Origin of the sequence: Sulfitobacter guttiformis (genome assembly GCF_003610455.1) — a bacterium.
Lineage (GTDB): Bacteria > Pseudomonadota > Alphaproteobacteria > Rhodobacterales > Rhodobacteraceae > Sulfitobacter > Sulfitobacter guttiformis.
Genome location: NZ_RAQK01000001.1, coordinates 1,062,545 through 1,085,247, shown reverse-complemented (window position 1 = coordinate 1,085,247; position 22,703 = coordinate 1,062,545). Strand labels below are relative to the sequence as shown.

Sequence of the window (22,703 nt, the reverse complement as noted above, 5' to 3'; positions counted from 1 at the left end):
GGTGCGTAGGGGTGCGGCAATGAGATTATAACTACAAGATACCGTTTGATTAGAGCGCCCAAGTGTTCTAGTGAGCAGGCTCTTGCGCCGATCAGCATTGCTGAGCGGCGAATCGTTCGTGGGAGGTAGGGGCATCGCGATGCCTTGGGCCGCACCACGCTAAATGGCGGTCACAGCGCGTTGTGACCTTGTAGGGCAGGGGAGACCTTGCCGATGACAAAGGAGAAGGCCAATGGCCAAGAAACTCGTCGGTACGATGAAGTTGCAAGTTAAAGCGGGTCAAGCAAACCCGTCCCCGCCGGTAGGTCCGGCGTTGGGTCAGCGCGGCATCAACATCATGGAATTCTGTAAAGCGTTCAACGCCAAGACAGCAGACCTGGAGCCGGGCGCACCTTGCCCAACAGTGATCAGCTACTATCAGGACAAGTCCTTCACTATGGACATCAAGACGCCACCTGCGTCGTACTTCCTGAAAAAAGCGGCAAAAGTGAAGTCTGGCGCCAAGACGCCATCGCGTGAGAACGTGGGCTCCATCACGCCAAAGCAGCTGCGCGAAATTGCAGAAGCCAAGATGGTCGATCTGTCCGCAAACGATGTGGAAGCAGCAATGAAAATCATTCTGGGCTCCGCAAAGTCCATGGGCATCGAGGTTAAGTAATATGGCAAAGCTTGGAAAACGTATCCGCGCCGCACGCGAAGCATTCGTCGGCAAAGAGAACCTCACAGTTGAAGAAGCGGTATCTCTGATCAAGGCAAACTCGAACACCAAGTTCGACGAGACGATCGAGATTGCCATGAACCTCGGGATCGACCCGCGTCACGCAGACCAGATGGTTCGCGGCGTTGTGGGCTTGCCTAATGGTACAGGTAAGGATGTTCGCGTTGCGGTATTCGCGCGCGGTCCGAAAGCTGATGAAGCGACAGCAGCGGGAGCCGATATCGTTGGCGCCGAGGACCTGATGGATATCATCATGGGCGGCAAGATCGAATTCGACCGTTGCATCGCAACACCTGACATGATGCCCGTTGTTGGTCGTCTGGGTAAAGTGTTGGGGCCTCGTAACCTGATGCCGAACCCTAAAGTCGGTACTGTGACAATGGATGTTGCTGCAGCTGTGAAAGCGGCGAAGGGCGGCGAAGTTCAGTTCAAAGCTGAAAAGGGCGGTGTCGTTCATGCAGGCGTCGGCAAAGTATCCTTTGACGAAGCAAAGCTGGTTGAGAACATCCGTGCGTTCGTAAGCGCGGTCGCAAAAGCGCGCCCAGCCGGCGCCAAAGGCTCCTATCTTCAGCAGATCTCGCTCAGCTCCTCAATGGGCCCTGGCGTTACTGTTGCAGTTGAAAAAGCCATCTCCTGATATTTCAGGGACGTTAAATCCAAGAGGGCGCTCCGGTAGGGGCGCCCTTTTTTTTGAGCTGTGGCGGGAGCCTAAGATCCGGTTTGATCGCAACAACTGTTTATCAAGATAGTCTTTGTGTCAGATGTTGATTGGCGTGTCAGGGCCCGGCTTGATCAAGAATAGCATTCTTGAAGATTTGACGCTTCACATTCCTGTCTAACCCGACTAGATCAAGCCTTGCATCATAGCGCACGATTCGTCGTGCGCTTTTTGCGCTTCGTCCGAGATGGCGGGTGGGCTGTGTTTTATGCTCATAATTCCTGCCTGAGATGGGGAAAACTCGTGACTTTTCTAGAGCATTGCTCTCGGACGGTCTTGGGAAGGACCCGTAAGGACCCGATGTCAGGCAACACTTGCCTGACGAAACGAGCCCGGAGGGTCACCCCTCCGATAACTTTGGAGAGAAACTGTGGATAGAGCACAAAAAGAACAGCTGGTCGATGAGCTCGGCCAGATCTTTGAAAGCTCTGGCGTTGTAGTGGTTAGCCACTACGTCGGTCTGACAGTTGCTGAAATGCAGGATCTACGTGCGCGGGCAACCGCTGCGGGTGGATCTGTGCGTGTTGCCAAAAACCGGCTCGCCAAGATCGCCCTTGAGGGCAAGCCATGCGCAAGCATTGCGAACCTTCTGACGGGTATGACCGTTCTGACCTACTCTGAGGATCCTGTGGCTGCGGCCAAGGTTGCTCAGGCATTCGCCAAAGATAACCCGAAGCTGGTTATCCTCGGTGGTGCAATGGGTGAGAACGCGTTGGACGTCGCCGGTGTCGAAGCCGTGTCCAAACTGCCTTCGCGCGAGGAGCTTATCTCCACAATCGCGGGCATGTTGGGCGCACCAGCATCGAACATCGCCGGGGCCATTGGCGCACCTGCAAGCAACATCGCATCCATTCTGTCAACGATCGAAGACAGAGCTGCCTAAGCGACACTATCGTCACATCGACGTAGCGGTTGAAACTGCGCGTTGGAACACACATATCGTTAACGGAAAGAGCTAAAACATGGCTGATCTGAAAAAACTGGCAGAAGACATCGTTGGTCTTACACTGCTTGAAGCACAAGAACTGAAGACAATCCTCAAAGACGAGTACGGCATCGAGCCTGCAGCCGGTGGCGCAGTCATGATGGCGGGCCCTGCGGATGCAGGCGCTGCTGCTGAGGAAAAGACTGAATTCGACGTTGTTCTGAAGAACGCCGGCGCATCCAAAATCAACGTGATCAAAGAAGTTCGCGGCATCACAGGCCTCGGCCTGAAAGAAGCCAAAGACCTCGTTGAGGCCGGTGGTAAAATCAAAGAAGGCGTTTCGAAAGCGGAAGCCGAAGAAATCATGGCAAAGCTGGTTGCAGCTGGTGCCGAGATCGAACTGGCGTAAGCCACTTCGCAGGGCTTTACGTCCTGCACACAAAAAACAGGCTGGATGGGGTGAATCTCCGTCCGGCCAAACCTGTCTTGAAAGACGCTTTTAAGCATGAGCGTCTTTCTGGAGAGGTCCAATGGTCGGAAGGAAGGCGGTGGGACGCTTTCCAGCATAGACAGGACTAAACCGCTCTGATGAGCGCACCACGTTCCCGGTGGCAGCGTTCAGGCAAGAGACACGAAAGGTGACACGACACATGGCACAATCCTTCCTTGGCCAGAAGCGTCTACGTAAATATTATGGCAAAATCCGCGAAGTGCTGGAAATGCCGAACCTGATCGAGGTTCAAAAATCTTCTTATGATCTGTTCCTGAACTCTGGCGATGCCGAGACGCCCACCGACGGTGATGGTATTCAGGGCGTTTTCCAGTCGGTTTTCCCGATCAAGGATTTCAATGAGACATCTATTCTCGAGTACGTAAAGTACGAGCTTGAGAAGCCGAAATATGACGTCGAGGAATGCCAGCAGCGCGACATGACGTATTCCGCGCCGCTTAAAGTGACGCTCCGTCTGATCGTTTTCGATATCGATGAGGATACAGGTGCAAAGTCTGTTAAAGACATCAAAGAGCAAGATGTGTTTATGGGAGATATGCCCCTTATGACGCCAAACGGTACCTTCATTGTGAACGGTACCGAGCGTGTGATCGTGTCCCAGATGCATCGCTCTCCAGGTGTGTTTTTTGACCACGACAAGGGTAAGACACATTCCTCCGGCAAGTTGCTGTTTGCCTGCCGCATCATTCCTTACCGTGGTTCATGGCTCGATTTCGAGTTCGACGCGAAGGACATTGTGTTCGCGCGCATCGACCGTCGCCGCAAGCTGCCCGTAACAACTCTGCTGTACTCGCTTGGTCTCGACCAAGAAGCGATTATGGATGCCTATTACAACACCGTTCACTATAAGCTCGAGGCTGGCAAAGGCTGGATCGCGCCGTTCTTCCCGGAACGTGTTCGCGGCACCCGCCCGACCTATGATATCATCGACGCGGCAAGCGGCGAAGTGTTGTTCGAAGCTGGCAAAAAAGTAACGCCCCGCGCCGTAAAACAACTGATTGATGAAGGCAGCGTGACCGAGCTTTTGGTTCCGTTCAGCCACATCGAAGGCAAGTTTGTTTCCAAAGATATTATCAACGAAGAAACTGGCGCGATTTACGTCGAAGCTGGCGATGAGATGACTTTGGAGTACGACAAAGACGGCACGCTCATCGGCGGTACAGCTAAAGAGCTGGTCGATGCGGGCATCACCGAGATCCCACTCTTGGACATCGACAACGTCAATGTCGGCCCCTACATGCGCAACACGATGGCCGCAGATAAGAACATGAACCGCGACACCGCGCTCATGGACATTTACCGCGTTATGCGCCCGGGTGAGCCACCCACAGTCGAGGCCGCGTCAAACCTGTTCGACACGCTGTTCTTTGACGGCGAGCGTTATGACCTGTCTGCTGTTGGCCGTGTAAAGATGAACATGCGCCTTGCACTGGACAAAGAAGACACACAGCGCACACTGGACCGCGACGATATCGTGGCATGTATCAAAGCGCTTGTAGACCTGCGCGATGGCCGCGGCGATATCGACGATATCGATCACCTCGGCAACCGTCGTGTGCGCTCTGTCGGTGAATTGATGGAGAACCAATACCGTGTTGGTTTGCTCCGCATGGAGCGCGCGATCAAGGAACGTATGTCTTCCGTCGAAATTGACACAGTCATGCCACAAGACCTGATTAACGCAAAACCTGCTGCTGCTGCGGTGCGTGAATTCTTTGGCTCCTCGCAGCTGTCGCAGTTCATGGACCAAACAAACCCGCTCTCCGAGGTTACGCACAAGCGTCGCCTTTCAGCGCTTGGACCAGGTGGTCTGACCCGTGAGCGTGCCGGTTTTGAAGTACGTGACGTTCACCCGACGCACTATGGCCGGATGTGCCCGATTGAAACGCCCGAAGGTCCAAACATTGGTCTGATCAACTCGCTGGCGACTTTCGCTCGCGTAAACAAATACGGCTTTATCGAAACACCCTACCGTAAGGTAAAAGACGGCATTGTATCGGACGAAGTCCAGTATATGTCCGCTACGGAAGAGATGCGTCACACAGTGGCGCAGGCCAACGCGAACCTCGACGAGAACATGAAGTTCGTGAACGATCTGGTTTCCACCCGTAAATCAGGTGACTACACACTGTCGCCTTCCATGAACGTAGACCTGATTGACGTTTCGCCAAAGCAGTTGGTGTCTGTTGCCGCCTCTCTCATCCCGTTCCTCGAGAATGACGATGCGAACAGAGCCTTGATGGGCTCGAACATGCAGCGTCAGGCGGTTCCCCTTCTGCAAGCCGAGGCACCACTTGTTGGTACAGGTATCGAAGAGGTTGTGGCACGCGACTCTGGTGCGGCCTATATGGCAAAGCGCGCGGGCGTGATTGACCAAGTTGACGCAACGCGTATCGTTATCCGCGCGACCGAAGACCTCGAGTTGGGCGATGCAGGCGTGGATATCTACCGCATGCGTAAGTTCCAGCGCTCCAACCAGAACACCTGCATCAATCAGCGTCCGCTGGTACAGGTAGGTGAAGTGGTAACAAAAGGTCAGGTGATCGCTGATGGTCCGTCCACTGACATGGGGGAACTCGCCCTTGGGAAGAACGTGGTCGTCGCGTTTATGCCTTGGAACGGTTATAACTATGAAGACTCCATCCTGATCTCTGAGCGTATTTCGCGCGATGACGTCTTCACCTCGATTCACATTGAGGAATTCGAAGTCGCCGCACGCGATACAAAGCTTGGACCAGAGGAAATCACACGCGATATTCCGAACGTTGGTGAAGAAGCGCTGCGGAACCTCGACGAGGCTGGCATTGTCTATATCGGCGCAGACGTAGAGCCGGGCGATATTCTTGTCGGTAAGATTACACCGAAAGGCGAAAGCCCGATGACGCCCGAGGAGAAACTCCTGCGCGCCATCTTTGGTGAGAAAGCATCCGACGTGCGCGATACATCGCTGCGTGTGAAGCCGGGTGATTTCGGTACAGTCGTCGAGGTACGTGTGTTCAACCGCCACGGTGTGGAAAAAGACGAACGTGCCCTGCAAATCGAGCGTGAAGAGGTCGAGCGTCTGGCCCGTGACCGCGACGACGAGCTGGCGATCCTTGATCGCAACATCTTTGCCCGTCTACGTGAGATGATCCTTGGCAAAACCGCTGTCAAAGGCCCTAAGGGTGTGAAGCCCGGAAGCCAGATCACGGAAGAGACCCTCGACGAGGTGCTCACACGTGGTCAGTGGTGGCAGTTGGCACTTGAGGACGAAGACGACGCGAAAATCGTGGAAGCCCTGAACGAGCAGTACGAGATCCAGAAACGGACCTTGGATGCCCGCTTTGAGGACAAAGTCGAGAAAGTACGCCGTGGCGACGATCTGCCCCCCGGTGTGATGAAGATGGTTAAAGTCTTCGTCGCTGTGAAGCGTAAGCTTCAACCAGGTGATAAAATGGCCGGTCGTCACGGGAACAAGGGTGTTATTTCCAAAGTGGTCCCAATGGAAGACATGCCGTTCCTCGCAGATGGTACGCCAGTTGATTTCTGTCTGAACCCGTTGGGTGTGCCGTCGCGTATGAACGTCGGTCAGATCCTTGAGACGCACATGGGCTGGGCCGCACGCGGTCTGGGCATTAACATCGACGAGGCGCTGCAAGAATATAAGCGTTCCGGCGATATGACCCCTGTGCGTGAAGCGATGAAGTTGGCCTATGGTGATGATGTCTATGACGAGGGTATTGTCGGCATGGACGAGGATACGTTGTTGGAGGCGGCGGGCAACGTGACCCGCGGTGTGCCGATTGCTACGCCCGTTTTTGACGGCGCAAAGGAAGCGGACGTCAACGACAGCCTCGCACGTGCAGGTTTTGACACATCCGGCCAGTCGATCCTGTTTGACGGACGCACAGGCGAGCAGTTCAGCCGGAAGGTTACTGTTGGCGTGAAGTACCTGCTCAAGCTGCACCACCTCGTGGACGACAAAATCCACGCGCGCTCAACCGGACCATACTCGCTGGTTACCCAGCAGCCATTGGGCGGTAAAGCACAGTTCGGTGGCCAGCGCTTTGGTGAGATGGAGGTCTGGGCACTTGAGGCCTACGGCGCTGCATACACTTTGCAGGAAATGCTTACCGTGAAATCGGATGACGTTGCTGGCCGTACAAAAGTGTACGAGAGCATCGTCAAAGGCGAGGACAACTTCGAGGCAGGTATTCCTGAATCGTTCAACGTTCTGGTCAAAGAGGTCCGCGGCCTGGGTCTCAACATGGAACTCCTGGATGCGGAGGACGAAGAGTAACAAACAAAGTCTTTTCGAGACTTCGAGCCCAAACTCTCCACGAGAGTTTGGGTGCCGTTACTCTCCCCCGCTTTCGAGAATAAATCTAAGGACATCCAATGAACCAAGAACTTACAAACAACCCGTTTAATCCGGTTGCCCCCACCAAGACTTTTGACGAGATCAAGGTATCTCTGGCATCGCCAGAGCGTATCCTGTCGTGGTCTTTCGGTGAGATCAAAAAGCCCGAAACCATCAACTACCGTACGTTCAAACCAGAGCGTGACGGTCTGTTCTGCGCACGTATCTTTGGGCCGATCAAAGATTATGAATGTCTTTGCGGCAAATACAAGCGTATGAAATATCGCGGCGTTGTCTGCGAAAAGTGCGGTGTGGAAGTCACGCTGCAAAAGGTGCGCCGTGAGCGGATGGGCCACATCGAGCTGGCCTCGCCAGTTGCGCACATCTGGTTCCTGAAATCTCTGCCAAGCCGGATTGGCCTCATGCTCGACATGACGCTGCGCGATCTGGAGCGTGTTCTGTATTTCGAGAACTACGTCGTTATCGAGCCGGGCCTGACGGACCTCACCTATGGTCAGATGATGACCGAAGAAGAGTTCATGGACGCTCAGGACGCCTATGGCATGGATGCTTTCACCGCGAACATCGGCGCCGAAGCAATCCGCGAAATGCTGGCAGCGATTGACCTCGAAGCAGAAGCCGACCAACTGCGCGAAGAGCTCAAAGAAGCCACCGGTGAGTTGAAGCCAAAGAAGATCATCAAGCGCCTCAAGGTGGTTGAGTCCTTCCTCGAATCCGGCAACCGCCCTGAGTGGATGGTTCTGACAGTGATCCCCGTGATCCCGCCAGAGCTGCGTCCACTGGTGCCGCTGGATGGTGGCCGTTTTGCGACCTCCGACCTTAACGATCTGTACCGTCGTGTGATCAACCGTAACAACCGTCTCAAGCGATTGATTGAACTGCGTGCGCCCGATATCATCGTACGTAACGAAAAGCGGATGTTGCAGGAATCTGTTGACGCGCTCTTTGACAACGGCCGTCGTGGCCGCGTGATTACAGGCGCTAACAAGCGTCCGTTGAAATCGCTTTCCGACATGTTGAAGGGTAAGCAAGGTCGCTTCCGTCAGAACCTTTTGGGTAAGCGCGTCGACTTCTCCGGCCGTTCCGTGATTGTGACGGGTCCAGAGCTCAAGCTGCACCAGTGTGGTCTGCCGAAAAAGATGGCTTTGGAACTTTTCAAACCGTTTATTTACTCGCGTCTTGAAGCCAAAGGTCTGTCCTCGACAGTCAAGCAAGCCAAGAAGCTCGTTGAAAAAGAACGTCCCGAAGTTTGGGACATCCTCGACGAAGTTATCCGCGAGCACCCAGTCATGCTGAACCGTGCGCCTACGTTGCACCGTCTTGGCATTCAGGCGTTCGAGCCGGTTCTAATCGAAGGTAAAGCCATCCAGCTGCACCCGCTGGTTTGTTCCGCGTTCAACGCCGACTTTGACGGTGACCAAATGGCGGTTCACGTGCCCCTCTCGCTGGAAGCCCAGCTGGAAGCACGTGTTCTGATGATGTCCACCAACAACGTTCTTTCGCCTGCAAACGGCGCACCGATTATCGTTCCGTCACAGGATATGATCTTGGGTCTTTACTATGTTACCCTCGAACGTGAAGGCATGGTCGGTCAGGGCAAAGTGTTTGGAACCGTTGACGAAGTTCAGCATGCTTTGGACGCTGGCGAGGTGCATCTGCACGCCAAAATCAAATCGCGGATCAAACAGATCGATGCCGAAGGCAACGAGATCGACGTGCGTTTCGATACAACACCTGGTCGTGTACTGCTTGGCGCGCTTTTGCCACTGAATGCCAAAGCACCCTTCGACCTCGTCAACCGTCTGTTGCGCAAGAAAGAAGTACAGCAGGTTATCGATACTGTTTACCGCTATTGTGGCCAAAAGGAATCCGTCATCTTCTGTGATCAGATCATGACCATGGGTTTCCGTCAGGCTTTCAAGGCCGGTATTTCGTTTGGTAAAGACGATATGTTGATCCCGGACAGCAAATGGCCGCTAGTTGAAGAAACCCGCGATCAGGTCAAGGATTTCGAGCAGCAGTACATGGATGGCCTGATCACTCAGGGTGAAAAGTACAACAAAGTTGTCGATGCATGGTCAAAGTGTAACGACAAAGTCACCGACGCGATGATGGGTGCGATTTCCGACACCACTTACGCCGAGAACGGTTCCGAGAATGAGCCGAACTCTGTGTATATGATGGCGCACTCCGGTGCGCGTGGTTCTGTAACTCAGATGAAGCAGTTGGGCGGTATGCGCGGCCTGATGGCCAAGCCGAATGGCGACATCATCGAGACACCGATCATCTCGAACTTTAAAGAAGGTCTGACCGTTCTGGAGTACTTCAACTCTACACACGGTGCTCGTAAGGGTCTGTCGGATACAGCTTTGAAGACTGCGAACTCCGGTTACCTCACACGCCGTCTGGTTGATGTGGCACAGGATTGTATTGTGCGTATGCACGATTGCGGTACTGACGTTGCGATCACTGCGACAGCAGCCGTCAATGACGGCGAAGTCGTATCCTCACTGGCCGAGCGTTTGTTGGGTCGTGTGGTTGCTGAAGACTTGATGCGTCCCGGTACAGATGAAGTATTGGTCGCAAACGGTTCGATGATCGATGAACGTCTTGCCGACATTCTCGACGAAGCAGGCGTTGCGTCTGCGCGGATCCGTTCTCCGCTCACTTGTGAAGCGGAAGAGGGTGTTTGCGCGATGTGCTACGGTCGTGACCTTGCACGCGGTACGCTGGTTAACCAAGGTGAGGCCGTTGGCATCATCGCGGCACAGTCCATCGGTGAGCCGGGTACACAGCTGACGATGCGGACGTTCCACATCGGCGGTGTTGCGCAAGGTGGCCAGCAGTCCTTCCAGGAAGCTTCCCAATCCGGTAAAATCCACTTCGAGAATAGCAACACGCTGCAAAACTCGTCGGATGAGACCATGGTTATGGGCCGGAATATGAAGCTGTTGATCATCGATGAGAACGGTGATGAACGCGCAAGCCACAAGGTAGGGTACGGTACCAAGCTGTTTGTCAAAGAGGGCGCCACCGTTGCCCGCGGCGACAAATTGTATGAGTGGGATCCCTATACCCTGCCGATGATTGCTGAAGCTTCGGGTACGATCAAACATGTCGATCTCATCTCGGGTATCTCTGTCAAAGACGAGACAGATGATGCAACCGGTATGACACAGAAGATCGTTATTGACTGGCGTTCAGCTGCGAAAGGAAACGAGCTTAAGCCCGAGATCATTTTGCAGGACAAAGACGGCGAACCGCTGCGTAACTCTGCGGGTAATCCGATCACCTATCCGATGTCCGTGGACGCTGTTATGTCCGTGGAAGATGGCACCGAGGTGGAAGCAGGCGACGTTATTGCACGTATTCCGCGCGAAGGTTCCAAGACCAAGGACATCACCGGTGGTCTTCCACGTGTGGCCGAACTTTTTGAGGCACGCCGCCCCAAGGATCACGCCATTATCGCTGAAATCGACGGCTATGTGCGCTACGGCAAAGACTATAAGAACAAGCGCCGCATCGCGATCGAGAGCTCGGAAGACCCCGACTTCAAAGTCGAATACATGGTGCCAAAAGGTAAGCACATTCCCGTAGCCGAAGGTGACTTCGTGCAGAAGGGCGATTACATCATGGACGGCAACCCTGCGCCGCATGACATTCTTGCCATTATGGGTGTGGAAGCGCTTGCTGACTACATGATCGACGAAGTGCAGGACGTTTATCGCCTGCAGGGTGTGAAGATCAACGACAAGCACATCGAGGTAATCGTGCGTCAGATGCTGCAGAAGTGGGAGATCCAGGAGAGCGGAGACACCACGCTGCTGAAGGGCGAACATGTGGACAAGCAAGAGTTCGATCAGGCCAACGAGAAGGCTCTGTCGAAGGGCGGCCGTCCCGCAAAAGGCGAACCGATCCTTCTGGGTATCACCAAGGCGTCGCTGCAAACCCGCAGCTTCATCTCGGCAGCGTCTTTCCAGGAAACCACGCGTGTACTTACCGAAGCATCGGTACAGGGCAAGCGCGACAAATTGGTCGGTCTGAAAGAGAACGTCATCGTGGGCCGATTGATTCCTGCGGGTACTGGCGGAGCAACGCAGCAGATGCGCCGCGTGGCATCTGACCGCGATAATGTCGTCGTAGAAGCACGCCGTATCGAAGCGGAAAAAGCAGCCGCGCTTGCAGCGCCTGTTGCACCTGCCGAAGACATTGTCGGAGGGGATGTATTCAATCAGGCACCAAGCTTTGACGAAGACAGCCGCGATTGATACCGCTTTAAGCTTTTAAAACAGCAAGAACCCCCGCAGCCATCCGGTTGCGGGGGTTTTTCTTTGCCTAATATTTATTTGCCTTGAATGGGTTTAGGGTGCATTGCCCTCCATGAAGCAAACGCTCAATATCAGAGCGGAGCTTAGGATATTTCAATGACCCCAAACACGACCGGTGCCCTTCTAATGATGGGTTCGATGATTGCCTTCGTGATGAACGATACAGTGCTCAAGCTTACGGGCGGCGGCATCCCATTGTTCCAGCTTATCTTTTTACGGGGAGTATTGGCCACGCTACTCATTTTCATCCTCGCACGAAGTCTCGGCACTTTAAAATACCAGGTGTCTCGTGAGGATAAACTCCTGATCGGCCTGCGTGGACTAGCCGAGATCATTACGGCCTACTTCTTTCTCAGTGCCCTATTCAACATGCCAATCGGGAACCTCAATGCGATTATGCAGGTGGTCCCGCTTACCGTTACGCTCGGCTCCGCGCTGATTTACCGAGAGGCTGTGGGTTGGCGGCGGATGCTGGCGATTGCGATTGGTCTGTGTGGGGTGATGATGATCATCCGGCCCGGTGTGGAGGGGTTCAACGTTTGGTCGCTTTACGCGCTGGCGTCGGTAATGGGCGTGACGGTGCGCGATTTGATCACGCGGCGTCTGTCGGCGCAGGTACCAGGCATGGCTGTCACGCTTGGCACAACAGTAGCCGTAATGTTGGCAGCGGGCCTTGCATCGCTTACGCAACAATGGGCGCCTGTGTCCGGCACGGTCGGCCTCGGCATCAGCGGCTCGGCCGTTTTTGTGCTGGTCGGATATTTCTTTAGCATTCAGGCGATGCGCACAGGCGATGTCTCGTTTATCGCCCCCTTCCGCTATACCGGATTGGTGGTGGCGATGGGGGTCGGGTATGTGATTTTTGATGAAGTGCCGCGCGCGCTTACGCTGTTGGGGGCTGCAATCGTTGTCGCGACTGGTGTGTTTACCTTCTACCGCGAGCGAAAACTTTCAAGGGCTTAAAACGCGCTCATAGGTGGTCATCATGGATCCCTTAGGTACACGCAGTATGGGCTACTGATTACTTCCAAGGGATTGTAATCGGCTAGGTCTTCATCAACGTCAGAGGGCTGTCGTAGAAATCATTTTTGCCGCGTAACATCCTATCCTTAGCGTAGCAGTAAGCGTGGGCGTGATGTCAGGTTCCACCGAAGATCTGCCGGATTTTTTCGACATCAATGGCAAAACGTTTCCTGAAAGCCTCTGACTGCTCGCGGTTAAACGGCTTTAAGTGAACAGGTTTCACCGGCTTCTGACGGCTGTCGTTTGACGCGTTGTGCCCACGCACAAACATCCGCGGCTCATCGAAGCTGACAGCGGGCATGAAACGGTCTATTTTATTGTGTGCGAAATTCATTATTGTCAGGTGACAATCACCCTTCACCCACATCCCAAGGGCGGCCACGTCAAAAGGTCGGAATATCTCGGTCGCGGCAATGCCCTCTGAGCTATATTCTGCGATATATCCCTTGTTCCAGTCAAACGCGACACTCTTGTGTTGTTGGAGTAGGGCATCGCAATCCTTGGCGGCTTTTCGCAAGCGCTCGACAAAATCAATCGCTACCGCATCGTCGTCGTCAAAGCGGAACTGCAGGCACGGCTGTGAGAAATCGCGTCGCGCCGCATTGAGAATTTTCTTCATCACTTCCCGCTGGGGGCGCGGGGGCTCGGCGTGGATGCGTGCCTGCGGCATGTCCGAAATAATCGCGTCGAGCCGGTCCCGATGATGCGCTGGCATCTGGTCACCCACCACAATGATAAGCTCGAAATCAGGGTCGGTCTGGGCGCGGAGGGAGGGGAGGGCAACAGCCTCGAACAGATGAAACCGTTCGTCAATACGTGCTTCATCATAGAGATAGTCAATCCGCTCCTCCATAGTTTCATGCTCGACCTGAAAGCCGCCAATGGCCGGATAGGAAAACCGGCAGAGGCCGATAACTTGGAGTGTCACAGATCACCTCACGCACGTTTGGCAGACTATGTGGGAGGGGCAGGGGTTTTGGCAAGAGGGCGCACCTGTTGACAGCCACGGCGACTCTGCGTATACGCCCGTTATCACGCGTGAGGGGTCGCCCTTTCGCCGCATATCATACCGCATGTGGTCACGATCCAGGCCGCCTTAACTGGCCCGATCCTCTGTTAGCATAGCCGCCTCGCTTACCTCGGTACGGAAGCGTAGCGGCCATATTGCATTGGACCTACTGCTCTAGCCGCGCTGCATGGACGTATGCAGCACACTATTCACCGCAGAAGGGTTTGCCCTTTTGCAAAAAAGACAGCAACACGGGGATAAAACCGGAATGCCAACGATTCAGCAGCTGATCCGCAAACCGCGCCAGCCAAAACGCAAGTACTCGAAATCCATGCACCTGCAGGAATGCCCGCAGAAGCGTGGCGTTTGTACGCGCGTTTACACAACCACACCAAAGAAACCAAACTCCGCGATGCGTAAAGTTGCCAAGGTTCGCCTGACCAACGGTTTCGAAGTGATCTCCTACATTCCCGGCGAGAGCCACAACCTTCAGGAGCACTCCGTGGTTCTGATCCGCGGCGGTCGTGTAAAAGACCTTCCCGGTGTGCGCTACCACATCCTGCGCGGTGTTCTCGATACGCAAGGCGTCAAAGATCGTAAGCAGCGCCGCTCCAAGTATGGTGCGAAGCGTCCGAAGTAAGATCGCCTTTGGCCCTGTGTTTGACGCAGGGCCGTTACAAACAGACACTATGCACGCATCTGCGATGCACCCCGCCAAGAGGAAGACAACAAGATGTCACGCCGCCACGCCGCTGAAAAACGCGAAGTACTGCCAGACGCCAAATACGGCGATCTGATCCTGACAAAATTCATGAATAACCTGATGATCGACGGCAAAAAGTCGGTTGCAGAGCGTATCGTTTACAACGCCTTCGACCGCGTTGAATCCAAGATCAAGCGCGCCCCAGTGGAAGTGTTCCACGAAGCGCTCGAGAACATCCAGCCCAGCGTCGAAGTTCGTTCGCGCCGCGTTGGTGGTGCCACGTATCAGGTGCCCGTTGAGGTTCGCCCGGAGCGCCGTCAGGCGCTGGCGATCCGCTGGTTGATCAAAGCTGCACGTTCGCGCAACGAGAACACCATGGAAGAGCGCCTTGCAGGCGAGCTTATGGACGCTGTCCAGTCCCGTGGTACAGCCGTTAAAAAGCGTGAAGACACGCATAAAATGGCTGATGCAAACAAGGCATTCAGCCACTACCGCTGGTAACCGATTAAGATCGGGGCCGCGATACGCGCGGCCCCTGACACTTTTCAAAGCAAAACCTCTGAGGACGCTTTACAAATGGCACGCGACTATCCCCTCGAACTGTATCGCAACTTTGGTATCATCGCGCACATTGATGCGGGTAAAACCACCTGTTCCGAGCGCATCCTGTTCTATACAGGCAAATCCCACAACATTGGCGAAGTGCACGACGGCGCCGCGACGATGGACTGGATGGAACAGGAGCAGGAACGGGGTATTACAATTACTTCCGCTGCGACGACCACATTCTGGGAGCGCACTGAGACTGGCACCGAGCCAGACAGCCCGAAGCACCGGATGAATATCATCGACACACCCGGACACGTTGACTTCACGATCGAAGTTGAGCGTTCTTTGGCCGTTCTCGATGGGGCGGTGACCGTTCTTGACGCAAACGCCGGTGTTGAGCCGCAGACAGAGACTGTCTGGCGTCAGGCCGACCGTTATAAAGTCCCGCGCATCGTATTTGTTAACAAGATGGATAAGATTGGCGCCGACTTCTACAACTGCGTTAAGATGATTCAGGACCGTACAGGCGCCACGCCTGCACCTATTCAAATCCCGATCGGTTCCGAGACCGAGCTGGAAGGCATGGTTGACCTTGTCACCATGGAAGAATGGGTTTGGGAAGGTGAAGATCTTGGCGCAAGCTGGATCAAAAAGCCGATCCGCGACAGCCTGAAAGAGAAAGCTGACTTCTGGCGTGCCCACTTGATCGAAAATGCGGTCGAGATGGATGACGAGGCCATGGAGAACTATCTGATGGACGGCGCCGAGCCTGATGTCGCTACTCTTCGCAAGTTGATCCGTAAGGGTACACTCGCAATCAAGTTCATTCCGGTTTTGTGTGGCTCCGCGTTCAAAAACAAAGGTGTTCAGCCTTTGCTTAACGCCGTTATCGACTATCTGCCCAGCCCACTGGATGTTGTCGACTACATGGGCTTCAAGCCGGGCGATGAAGAAGAAACACGTAACATCCCGCGCCGTGCGGATGATGCGATGGCCTTCTCCGGTCTTGCGTTCAAAATCATGAACGACCCATTTGTAGGCTCGCTTACGTTTACACGCATCTACTCGGGTAAACTCGACAAGGGTGATACGCTTTTGAACTCTACCAAGGGTAAAAAAGAGCGTGTTGGCCGTATGATGATGATGCACGCCATTGAACGTGAAGAAATCACGGAAGCATGGGCAGGCGATATCATTGCGCTTGCAGGTCTCAAGGATACGACGACGGGTGACACGCTTTGTTCAGTTGCAGACCCTGTGGTTCTCGAAACAATGACGTTCCCACAACCGGTTATCGAAATCGCGGTTGAGCCGAAAACAAAGGCTGACCAAGAGAAAATGTCGATGGGTCTTGCCCGTCTTGCCGCCGAGGATCCATCCTTCCGCGTAGAGACAGATATTGAATCCGGCCAGACTATCATGAAGGGTATGGGCGAATTGCACCTTGATATCCTAGTGGACCGTTTGAAGCGTGAATTCAAAGTCGAAGCCAACATCGGTGCGCCTCAGGTTGCATACCGCGAGACGATCTCGCGCGAGGCAGAAATCACCTACACTCACAAGAAACAGTCCGGCGGTTCCGGTCAGTTCGCAGAAGTGAAGATGATCCTGATGCCGACCGAGCCTGGCGAAGGTTACTCTTTCGAGAGCCGCGTTGTTGGTGGTTCTGTACCGAAGGAATACATCCCAGGCGTTGAGAAAGGCATCAAGTCCGTGCTGGACTCAGGCCCGCTTGCAGGCTTCCCTGTCATCGACTTCAAGGTTGCCTTGATCGACGGTAAGTTCCACGATGTGGACTCCAGCGTTTTGGCGTTCGAGATTGCTGCCCGCATGGGTATGCGCGAAGGTATGAAAAAGGCGGGCGCAAAGATGCTCGAGCCGATCATGAAAGTCGAAGTTATCACACCGGAAGAGTACACCGGCGGTATCATCGGGGATCTGACATCGCGTCGCGGTCAGGTTCAGGGGCAGGACACTCGCGGTAACGCGATTGCAATCGATTGCTTCGTACCGCTTGCGAACATGTTCGGATACATCAACACGTTGCGTTCGATGTCTTCGGGTCGTGCGAACTTCACCATGCAGTTCGACCACTACGAGGCCGTACCACAGAACATCTCTGACGAGATCCAAGCTAAATTTGCATAATCCGATCGGTGCGCGGGCTACTCGCGCACCGATCCAACCCACATTGAACATTAAGGAGCCACCACCATGGCAAAGGAAAAGTTTGAACGTAACAAACCGCACGTCAACATTGGCACGATTGGCCACGTTGACCACGGTAAGACGACACTGACAGCTGCGATCACGAAGTATTTTGGTGATTTCAAAGCCTATGACCAGATTGACGGCGCGCCCGAAGAAAAAGCACGCGGCATCACGATTTCCACAGCCCACGTCGAGTATGAGACAGAGTCGCGCCACTATGCGCACGTCGATTGCCCCGGCCACGCGGACTATGTGAAGAACATGATCACCGGTGCGGCGCAGATGGACGGCGCGATCCTTGTTGTGAACGCAGCAGACGGCCCGATGCCACAGACGCGCGAGCACATCCTGCTTGGTCGTCAGGTTGGTATTCCGTACATGGTTGTGTACATGAACAAGGTTGATCAGGTCGACGACGCCGAACTGCTCGAGCTGGTTGAAATGGAAATCCGCGAGTTGCTCTCGAAGTACGAGTACCCCGGCGACGACATCCCGATCATCCCCGGGTCCGCGCTGCATGCAATGAACGGCACCCAGCCAGAAATCGGCGAGTCGTCGATTGTTGCTCTGATGGCCGCTGTTGACGAGTACATCCCGACACCTGCACGTGCTGTTGACCAGCCGTTCTTGTTGCCGGTGGAAGACGTGTTCTCGATTTCCGGTCGTGGTACAGTTGTGACAGGCCGTATCGAGCGTGGCGTGATCAACGTTGGCGACAGCATCGAGATCGTTGGTATCCGCGACACCAAAACAACGACCTGCACAGGCGTTGAAATGTTCCGCAAGTTGCTGGATCGTGGTGAAGCTGGTGATAACGTTGGTGTTCTGCTGCGCGGTATCGACCGTGAAGGCGTTGAGCGTGGTCAGGTTCTGTGTAAGCCAAAGTCGGTTATGCCACACACCAAGTTCACTGCAGAGGCGTATATCCTCACCAAAGAGGAAGGTGGCCGTCACACGCCATTCTTTGCGAACTACCGCCCACAGTTCTACTTCCGTACGACGGATGTGACCGGTACTGTACAGCTGCCAGAAGGCACTGAAATGGTTATGCCGGGCGACAACCTTCAGTTCAACGTAGAGCTGATCGCACCGATCGCGATGGAAGATGGTCTGCGCTTTGCGATCCGCGAAGGCGGCCGCACTGTTGGCGCGGGTGTTGTGTCAAAAATCACCGAGTAAGCGAGGCGGTCGCAAGGCCATTCCGCGATCTCGTAAATGCAGAGGCCTCCCCGAATGGGGGGGCCTTTGTTATGAGTGAATATGAATTTTGCTGCCGTCTTCTGTGAATGCTTTCGGACATGTGCATACCGATTACAGGGGAAGTGCCTATGGATCTGCGTGCCGGGATTGGATAGCCTCGTCGGAGGAATACTGTTAAATTCACTTGGCTATCATTGATTGAATTATGGCTGCTTCTCCTGATTATTAGCGGGAAATTTCATCCTGATCAGACAATCTGGTCCAGAGCATGAATGAACAGCCTTTAAATATTAAACATCTGTGAAGTTAATTTTGGTATTCTTCTCCTTGCTCGGTAGCTATGGGATGATCCTCAAGTGCGATTTCAGTAGGCACATTACGGGCCGAGTTCAAACGCGCGGAAGTTTGAACTCGGCCGCGGAATTAGTAAGAACTAGTATACTAGGGTTCGCCATAATGCTGAAAAGTCTGTTTTCGTTCGCTTTAGAAGCGATATCCATTTTTATTCAGTGTTCCAGATTCTTGGTGGCTAATCATTCATCCGGGTTGCCGCTGCCGACGGCTGAACGGTATCAGGCTCTCGATTATGAAAATGATGTTCCGCTGGTGGTAAAAGAAAAGGCCGCTCTCGAAAGAGCGGCCTCATTCCGGACGGTCAAATTTAACAGTCGTTAGCGCGTGGCGATCATCGTTTCTGCTTCTGCGAAGGACAGCAAACGTTTGCTATCTTCGTCCCACAGGTGCAATCGCGCGTTTACGATGCTTTCGCGGATTGTCATACGATTGATCTTCGCTAGGCCCTCATGGTCTTTGAGTACCTGGGGTAAGCGGTAGAACGGGATCCGACTGTAAAGATGATGAACATGGTGGATGCCGATATTCGCCGTGAGCCATTGCAGAACGGAGGGCATAACATAGTGCGAGCTACCCATCAGGGCCGCGTCGTGCATGTCCCAATCTTCTTCCTCTTCCCAATGCGTTGTTTCGAACTGATGCTGGACATAGAACAGCCAGACGCCAGCGGTCGCGGCCAGAAGTGTGGACGGTACAAAGATTAGAAGAATTGGCATTAGTCCGCCAAAGTACCATATTAATGTGAGCGCGCCGATAATAGCGAAGTTTGTGCCCATTGCGCTTACCCAATAACGCGCCTTCGCCATAAGGCCAAAGGGCAGTCTATTTTCGAGGAAAAACAAGTATCCTGGTCCGAGGCCGAAAAGTACGATTGGATGGCGGTACATCCGGTAGCGAAAACGGCGATATCGCGACAATTTTTCGTATTCTGCGACTGTGAGGGTATCCACGTCACCAATGCCGCGCCGTGTCAGATTTCCCGACGAGCTGTGGTGTATCGCATGGGCGCGCCGCCAAACGTCATAGGGTGTGAGAGTCAACACGCCAATGGCACGGCCTACCCAATCGCTGAGTGTACGGTTCTTGAAGAACGATGCATGTCCGCAATCGTGCTGGATCGCAAAGAGCCGGAGAATAAAGGCAGCGTTGCACAAGGAAATTGCCAATGTCAGCCACGCGCTGATCGAGAGGGACCACCACGCCAGCGCCCAAAGCGTGATAAATGGCCCGAGTGTTAGGCCGAGTTCGTAAAAACTACGTGATGTGCTGGGTTCGCGATAGTTGGATAGCACCTTTATCCAGTCGCGCGCGCGCGCCGGAACTGATGTCTTATCTGTAACGGGGTCAAAATTGCCTGAAAACTGGTTCATATGCCTGCTTCTTATAACTAATAGACGCCTTGATAAACCAAAGCACACATTGAACAACAGATAATGCCTCCGCGCCCCTTAAGATTTTATTCTCATCAGCGAAAAGCACCTACTATTAGACGAATTTTGCTTATTTTCTAAGGGATCGGGGTCATTCTCTCTGGGTTTGTGAGCTTTGCAGCGGCCTGCGTCATATTAACACCCCGCGCTGTGCTGGGTCTGTGAAATGCAAGAACCAGTAAACTGCGGCGCGTGAGCAGTGGGAGCTCATCTCATAATGCGAATATGATGCAGTCATACTTGAGATCGATGAATTGCCGATACGCCCTTGCCACAAGTAGCGACTCCCCCTATACGCCAGCAGATTGACGGGGTGTGCCATTAGCGCGCCCCTCCTTCGTTAGACTACAGCGCGATGAGGCCTCATGATGAGCATGCGTCCTCCTCTCCGTTTCCATCCCGAAGATAAGGGATTTGTATTATGGCTGCCAGCCAGAACATCCGCATCCGCCTCAAGGCGTTTGACTATCGGGTGCTTGATGCCTCCACACAGGAAATCGTCAACACCGCAAAGCGCACAGGCGCTTCCGTTCGCGGCCCCATTCCGCTGCCGAACAAAATCGAGAAATTCACTGTTTTGCGTGGTCCCCACGTTGACAAAAAATCCCGTGACCAGTTCGAAATCCGCACGCACAAGCGTTTGCTGGATATCGTTGATCCGACCCCCCAGACCGTTGACGCGCTGATGAAGCTCGACCTCGCCGCTGGTGTGGACGTCGAGATCAAGCTGCAGTCATAAGCGTAGGAGGGTAATATTATGTTGCGCTCAGGCGTTATTGCAAAAAAGATGGGCATGACCCGTCTGTTCATGGAAGACGGCCGCCAGATTCCGGTTACTGTTCTTCAACTCGATAACCTACAGGTTGTTGCACAGCGTACTCTCGAAAAGGACGGCTACCTTGCTGTTCAGCTCGGTGCGGGTACAGCAAAGGTAAAGCGCACGTCACAAGCGATGCGCGGCCACTTTGCAGCAGCAAAGGTTGAACCAAAGCGCAAGGTTGCCGAATTCCGCATCGACGCAGAAGCAATGCTTCCTGTTGGTGAGGAGATCATTGCCGATCACTACTTTGCAGGTCAGTATGTTGACGTGGCGGGTACATCCATCGGTAAGGGTTTTCAGGGTGCGATGAAGCGCCACAACTTTGGTGGTCTGCGGGCGTCGCACGGTGTTTCCGTGTCTCACCGTTCACATGGCTCCACGGGTCAGTGTCAGGATCCGGGCAAAGTTTTCAAAGGCAAGAAAATGGCCGGTCACATGGGTTCCGCCCGCGTGACAACTCAGAACCTCGAAGTTGTTAAAACTGACAGCGCGCGTGGTCTGATTATGGTCAAAGGCGCTGTACCTGGCTCCAAAGGTGGTTGGGTGACAGTTAAGGATGCGGTTAAAAAGCCGTTCCCTGACAGCGCAATTGTTCCTGGTGCGCTAGCCTCCGCCGCACGTGAAGCTGCCAAGGCAGCCGAAGAAGCAGCAGCCGCAGCAGCAGCCGAAGCAGAAGCAGAAGCAAAGCGTCTTGCCGAGGAAGCCGCAGCAGCGGAAGCCGAAGCGCTGAAAGCAGCTGAAGCCGATATTGCGTCGGACAAAGCAGAAGCAGGCGATCAGAGCGAAACGCTCGATGAAACCAAGAAAGAAGGTGACGCATGAAACTAGATGTCATCAATCTCGACGGCGGCAACGCAGGATCGATCGACTTGGACGAGGCCCTGTTCGGCCTTGAGCCACGCGCCGATATCTTGCACCGCGTCGTGCGCTGGCAGCGTAATAACGCGCAGGCCGGTACGCACAAGGTCAAGACCCGTCGCGAAGTCAGCTACTCCACCAAGAAGATCTACCGCCAAAAAGGCACCGGTGGCGCACGCCACGGCGCACGCTCGGCACCGATCTTTCGCGGGGGCGGTATCTACAAGGGTCCAACCCCTCGTAGCCATGGTCACGAGTTGACAAAGAAGTTCCGCAAGCTGGGTCTGCGTCATGCGCTGTCGGCGAAAATGAAGGCCGGCGCACTGGTCATCATCGACGATGCGATGTCGAACGGCAAAACAGCCGCACTGGCCAAGCAGGTGAAATCCCTAGGCTGGAAGCGGGCATTGATCATTGACGGCGCAACCGTGAATGAGAACTTCTTGCAAGCCGCGCGCAACATTGAAGGTCTGGATATCCTGCCAACAATGGGCGCAAACGTATACGACATCCTGAAGCGTGATACACTTGTCATCACAAAAGCAGGACTCGAAGCACTGGAGGCCCGTTTGAAATGAGCGCGAAGCCAGAACATTACGATATCATCCGCAAGCCGTTGATCACGGAAAAAGCTACAATGGCTTCAGAAGCCAACGCAGTTGTTTTCGAGGTTGCTATCGCCGCGAACAAGCCAATGATCAAGGAAGCTGTTGAAGCTCTCTTTGGTGTAAAAGTGAAGGCCGTGAATACGTCCATCACCAAAGGCAAGGTCAAGCGCTTCCGCGGTCAGCTCGGTACACGTCGCGACGTTAAGAAAGCCTATGTGACGCTCGAAGAGGGTAACACCATCGACGTCTCTACCGGTCTCTGAAGCGGTCACGACATGATTTGAGAAGGGCCCTCGCAGACTGCGGGGGCCCTTTTTCGTTGAAAGAATGACATTGGCGCCAATTCGACCGAATATGAAGCGTTCGCGAAATTGCTTG

17 protein-coding genes are annotated in these 22,703 nt (G+C 54.1%); 15 read left to right on the top strand and 2 right to left on the bottom strand.

The window, feature by feature from the left end:
* Nucleotides 1-232 precede the first annotated feature (232 nt).
* From rplK to C8N30_RS05275, 7 genes are all read left to right on the top strand, one after another.
* The gene (gene rplK, locus C8N30_RS05305; protein ID WP_025063464.1) at nt 233-658 is read left to right on the top strand and encodes a 50S ribosomal protein L11; all 426 of its coding nucleotides are present in this window, start codon (nt 233-235) and stop codon (nt 656-658) included.
* Between the two features lies 1 nt (nt 659).
* Nucleotides 660-1,355 (top strand): 50S ribosomal protein L1, encoded by a 696-nt coding sequence (rplA, locus tag C8N30_RS05300; protein WP_025063463.1) that lies wholly within the window; start codon nt 660-662, stop codon nt 1,353-1,355.
* Between the two features lie 451 nt (nt 1,356-1,806).
* Nucleotides 1,807-2,319, top strand: coding sequence for a 50S ribosomal protein L10 (gene rplJ / locus C8N30_RS05295; RefSeq protein ID WP_025063462.1), 513 nt, complete (start codon nt 1,807-1,809; stop codon nt 2,317-2,319).
* Nucleotides 2,320-2,398: 79 nt separating this feature from the next.
* Complete coding sequence (rplL, locus tag C8N30_RS05290) at nt 2,399-2,770, top strand: 50S ribosomal protein L7/L12 (protein ID WP_025063461.1); 372 nt, start codon at nt 2,399-2,401, stop codon at nt 2,768-2,770.
* A 241-nt stretch (nt 2,771-3,011) separates the two neighbouring features.
* Nucleotides 3,012-7,151: a DNA-directed RNA polymerase subunit beta gene (gene rpoB / locus C8N30_RS05285; RefSeq protein ID WP_025063460.1), complete on the top strand. Its 4,140-nt coding sequence runs from the start codon at nt 3,012-3,014 to the stop codon at nt 7,149-7,151.
* Between the two features lie 98 nt (nt 7,152-7,249).
* Nucleotides 7,250-11,500 (top strand): DNA-directed RNA polymerase subunit beta', encoded by a 4,251-nt coding sequence (gene rpoC, locus C8N30_RS05280; RefSeq protein ID WP_025063459.1) that lies wholly within the window; start codon nt 7,250-7,252, stop codon nt 11,498-11,500.
* Nucleotides 11,501-11,656: 156 nt separating this feature from the next.
* On the top strand, nt 11,657-12,523 hold the full coding sequence (locus tag C8N30_RS05275) for a DMT family transporter (RefSeq protein ID WP_025063458.1): 867 nt from the start codon (nt 11,657-11,659) through the stop codon (nt 12,521-12,523).
* Nucleotides 12,524-12,698: 175 nt separating this feature from the next.
* Here C8N30_RS05275 and C8N30_RS05270 read toward each other — a convergent pair whose 3' ends face one another.
* Nucleotides 12,699-13,511, bottom strand: coding sequence for a putative rhamnosyl transferase (locus C8N30_RS05270; protein WP_025063457.1), 813 nt, complete (start codon nt 13,509-13,511; stop codon nt 12,699-12,701).
* 349 nt (nt 13,512-13,860) lie between these two features.
* On the opposite strand from C8N30_RS05270, the gene rpsL reads away from it, so the two are divergent.
* From rpsL to tuf, 4 genes are all read left to right on the top strand, one after another.
* Complete coding sequence (gene rpsL / locus C8N30_RS05265) at nt 13,861-14,232, top strand: 30S ribosomal protein S12 (protein WP_025063456.1); 372 nt, start codon at nt 13,861-13,863, stop codon at nt 14,230-14,232.
* Nucleotides 14,233-14,325: 93 nt separating this feature from the next.
* The gene (gene rpsG, locus C8N30_RS05260; RefSeq protein WP_025063455.1) at nt 14,326-14,796 is read left to right on the top strand and encodes a 30S ribosomal protein S7; all 471 of its coding nucleotides are present in this window, start codon (nt 14,326-14,328) and stop codon (nt 14,794-14,796) included.
* Between the two features lie 75 nt (nt 14,797-14,871).
* Entirely contained in the window at nt 14,872-16,992 is a 2,121-nt protein-coding gene (gene fusA / locus C8N30_RS05255) for an elongation factor G (protein WP_025063454.1), read from the top strand.
* 66 nt (nt 16,993-17,058) lie between these two features.
* On the top strand, nt 17,059-18,234 hold the full coding sequence (gene tuf / locus C8N30_RS05250; protein ID WP_025063453.1) for an elongation factor Tu: 1,176 nt from the start codon (nt 17,059-17,061) through the stop codon (nt 18,232-18,234).
* A gap of 692 nt (nt 18,235-18,926) precedes the next feature.
* Here the strand turns inward: tuf and C8N30_RS05240 are convergent.
* Entirely contained in the window at nt 18,927-19,979 is a 1,053-nt protein-coding gene (locus tag C8N30_RS05240; protein WP_025063451.1) for a fatty acid desaturase, read from the bottom strand.
* Between the two features lie 481 nt (nt 19,980-20,460).
* Here C8N30_RS05240 and rpsJ point away from each other — a divergent pair, with 481 nt between their 5' ends.
* The 4 genes from rpsJ to C8N30_RS05220 are packed head-to-tail and all read left to right on the top strand — an operon-like array spanning nt 20,461 to nt 22,588.
* Nucleotides 20,461-20,778, top strand: coding sequence for a 30S ribosomal protein S10 (gene rpsJ, locus C8N30_RS05235; protein ID WP_025063450.1), 318 nt, complete (start codon nt 20,461-20,463; stop codon nt 20,776-20,778).
* An 18-nt stretch (nt 20,779-20,796) separates the two neighbouring features.
* On the top strand, nt 20,797-21,681 hold the full coding sequence (rplC, locus tag C8N30_RS05230) for a 50S ribosomal protein L3 (RefSeq protein WP_037967996.1): 885 nt from the start codon (nt 20,797-20,799) through the stop codon (nt 21,679-21,681).
* The gene (gene rplD / locus C8N30_RS05225) at nt 21,678-22,295 is read left to right on the top strand and encodes a 50S ribosomal protein L4 (RefSeq protein ID WP_025063448.1); all 618 of its coding nucleotides are present in this window, start codon (nt 21,678-21,680) and stop codon (nt 22,293-22,295) included. The genes rplC and rplD overlap by 4 nt, the downstream gene beginning before the upstream one ends.
* Nucleotides 22,292-22,588 carry a 50S ribosomal protein L23 gene (locus C8N30_RS05220; RefSeq protein WP_025063447.1) on the top strand — a complete coding sequence of 99 codons (297 nt, stop codon included), beginning with the start codon at nt 22,292-22,294 and terminating at the stop codon, nt 22,586-22,588. The genes rplD and C8N30_RS05220 overlap by 4 nt, the downstream gene beginning before the upstream one ends.
* Nucleotides 22,589-22,703 lie beyond the last annotated feature (115 nt).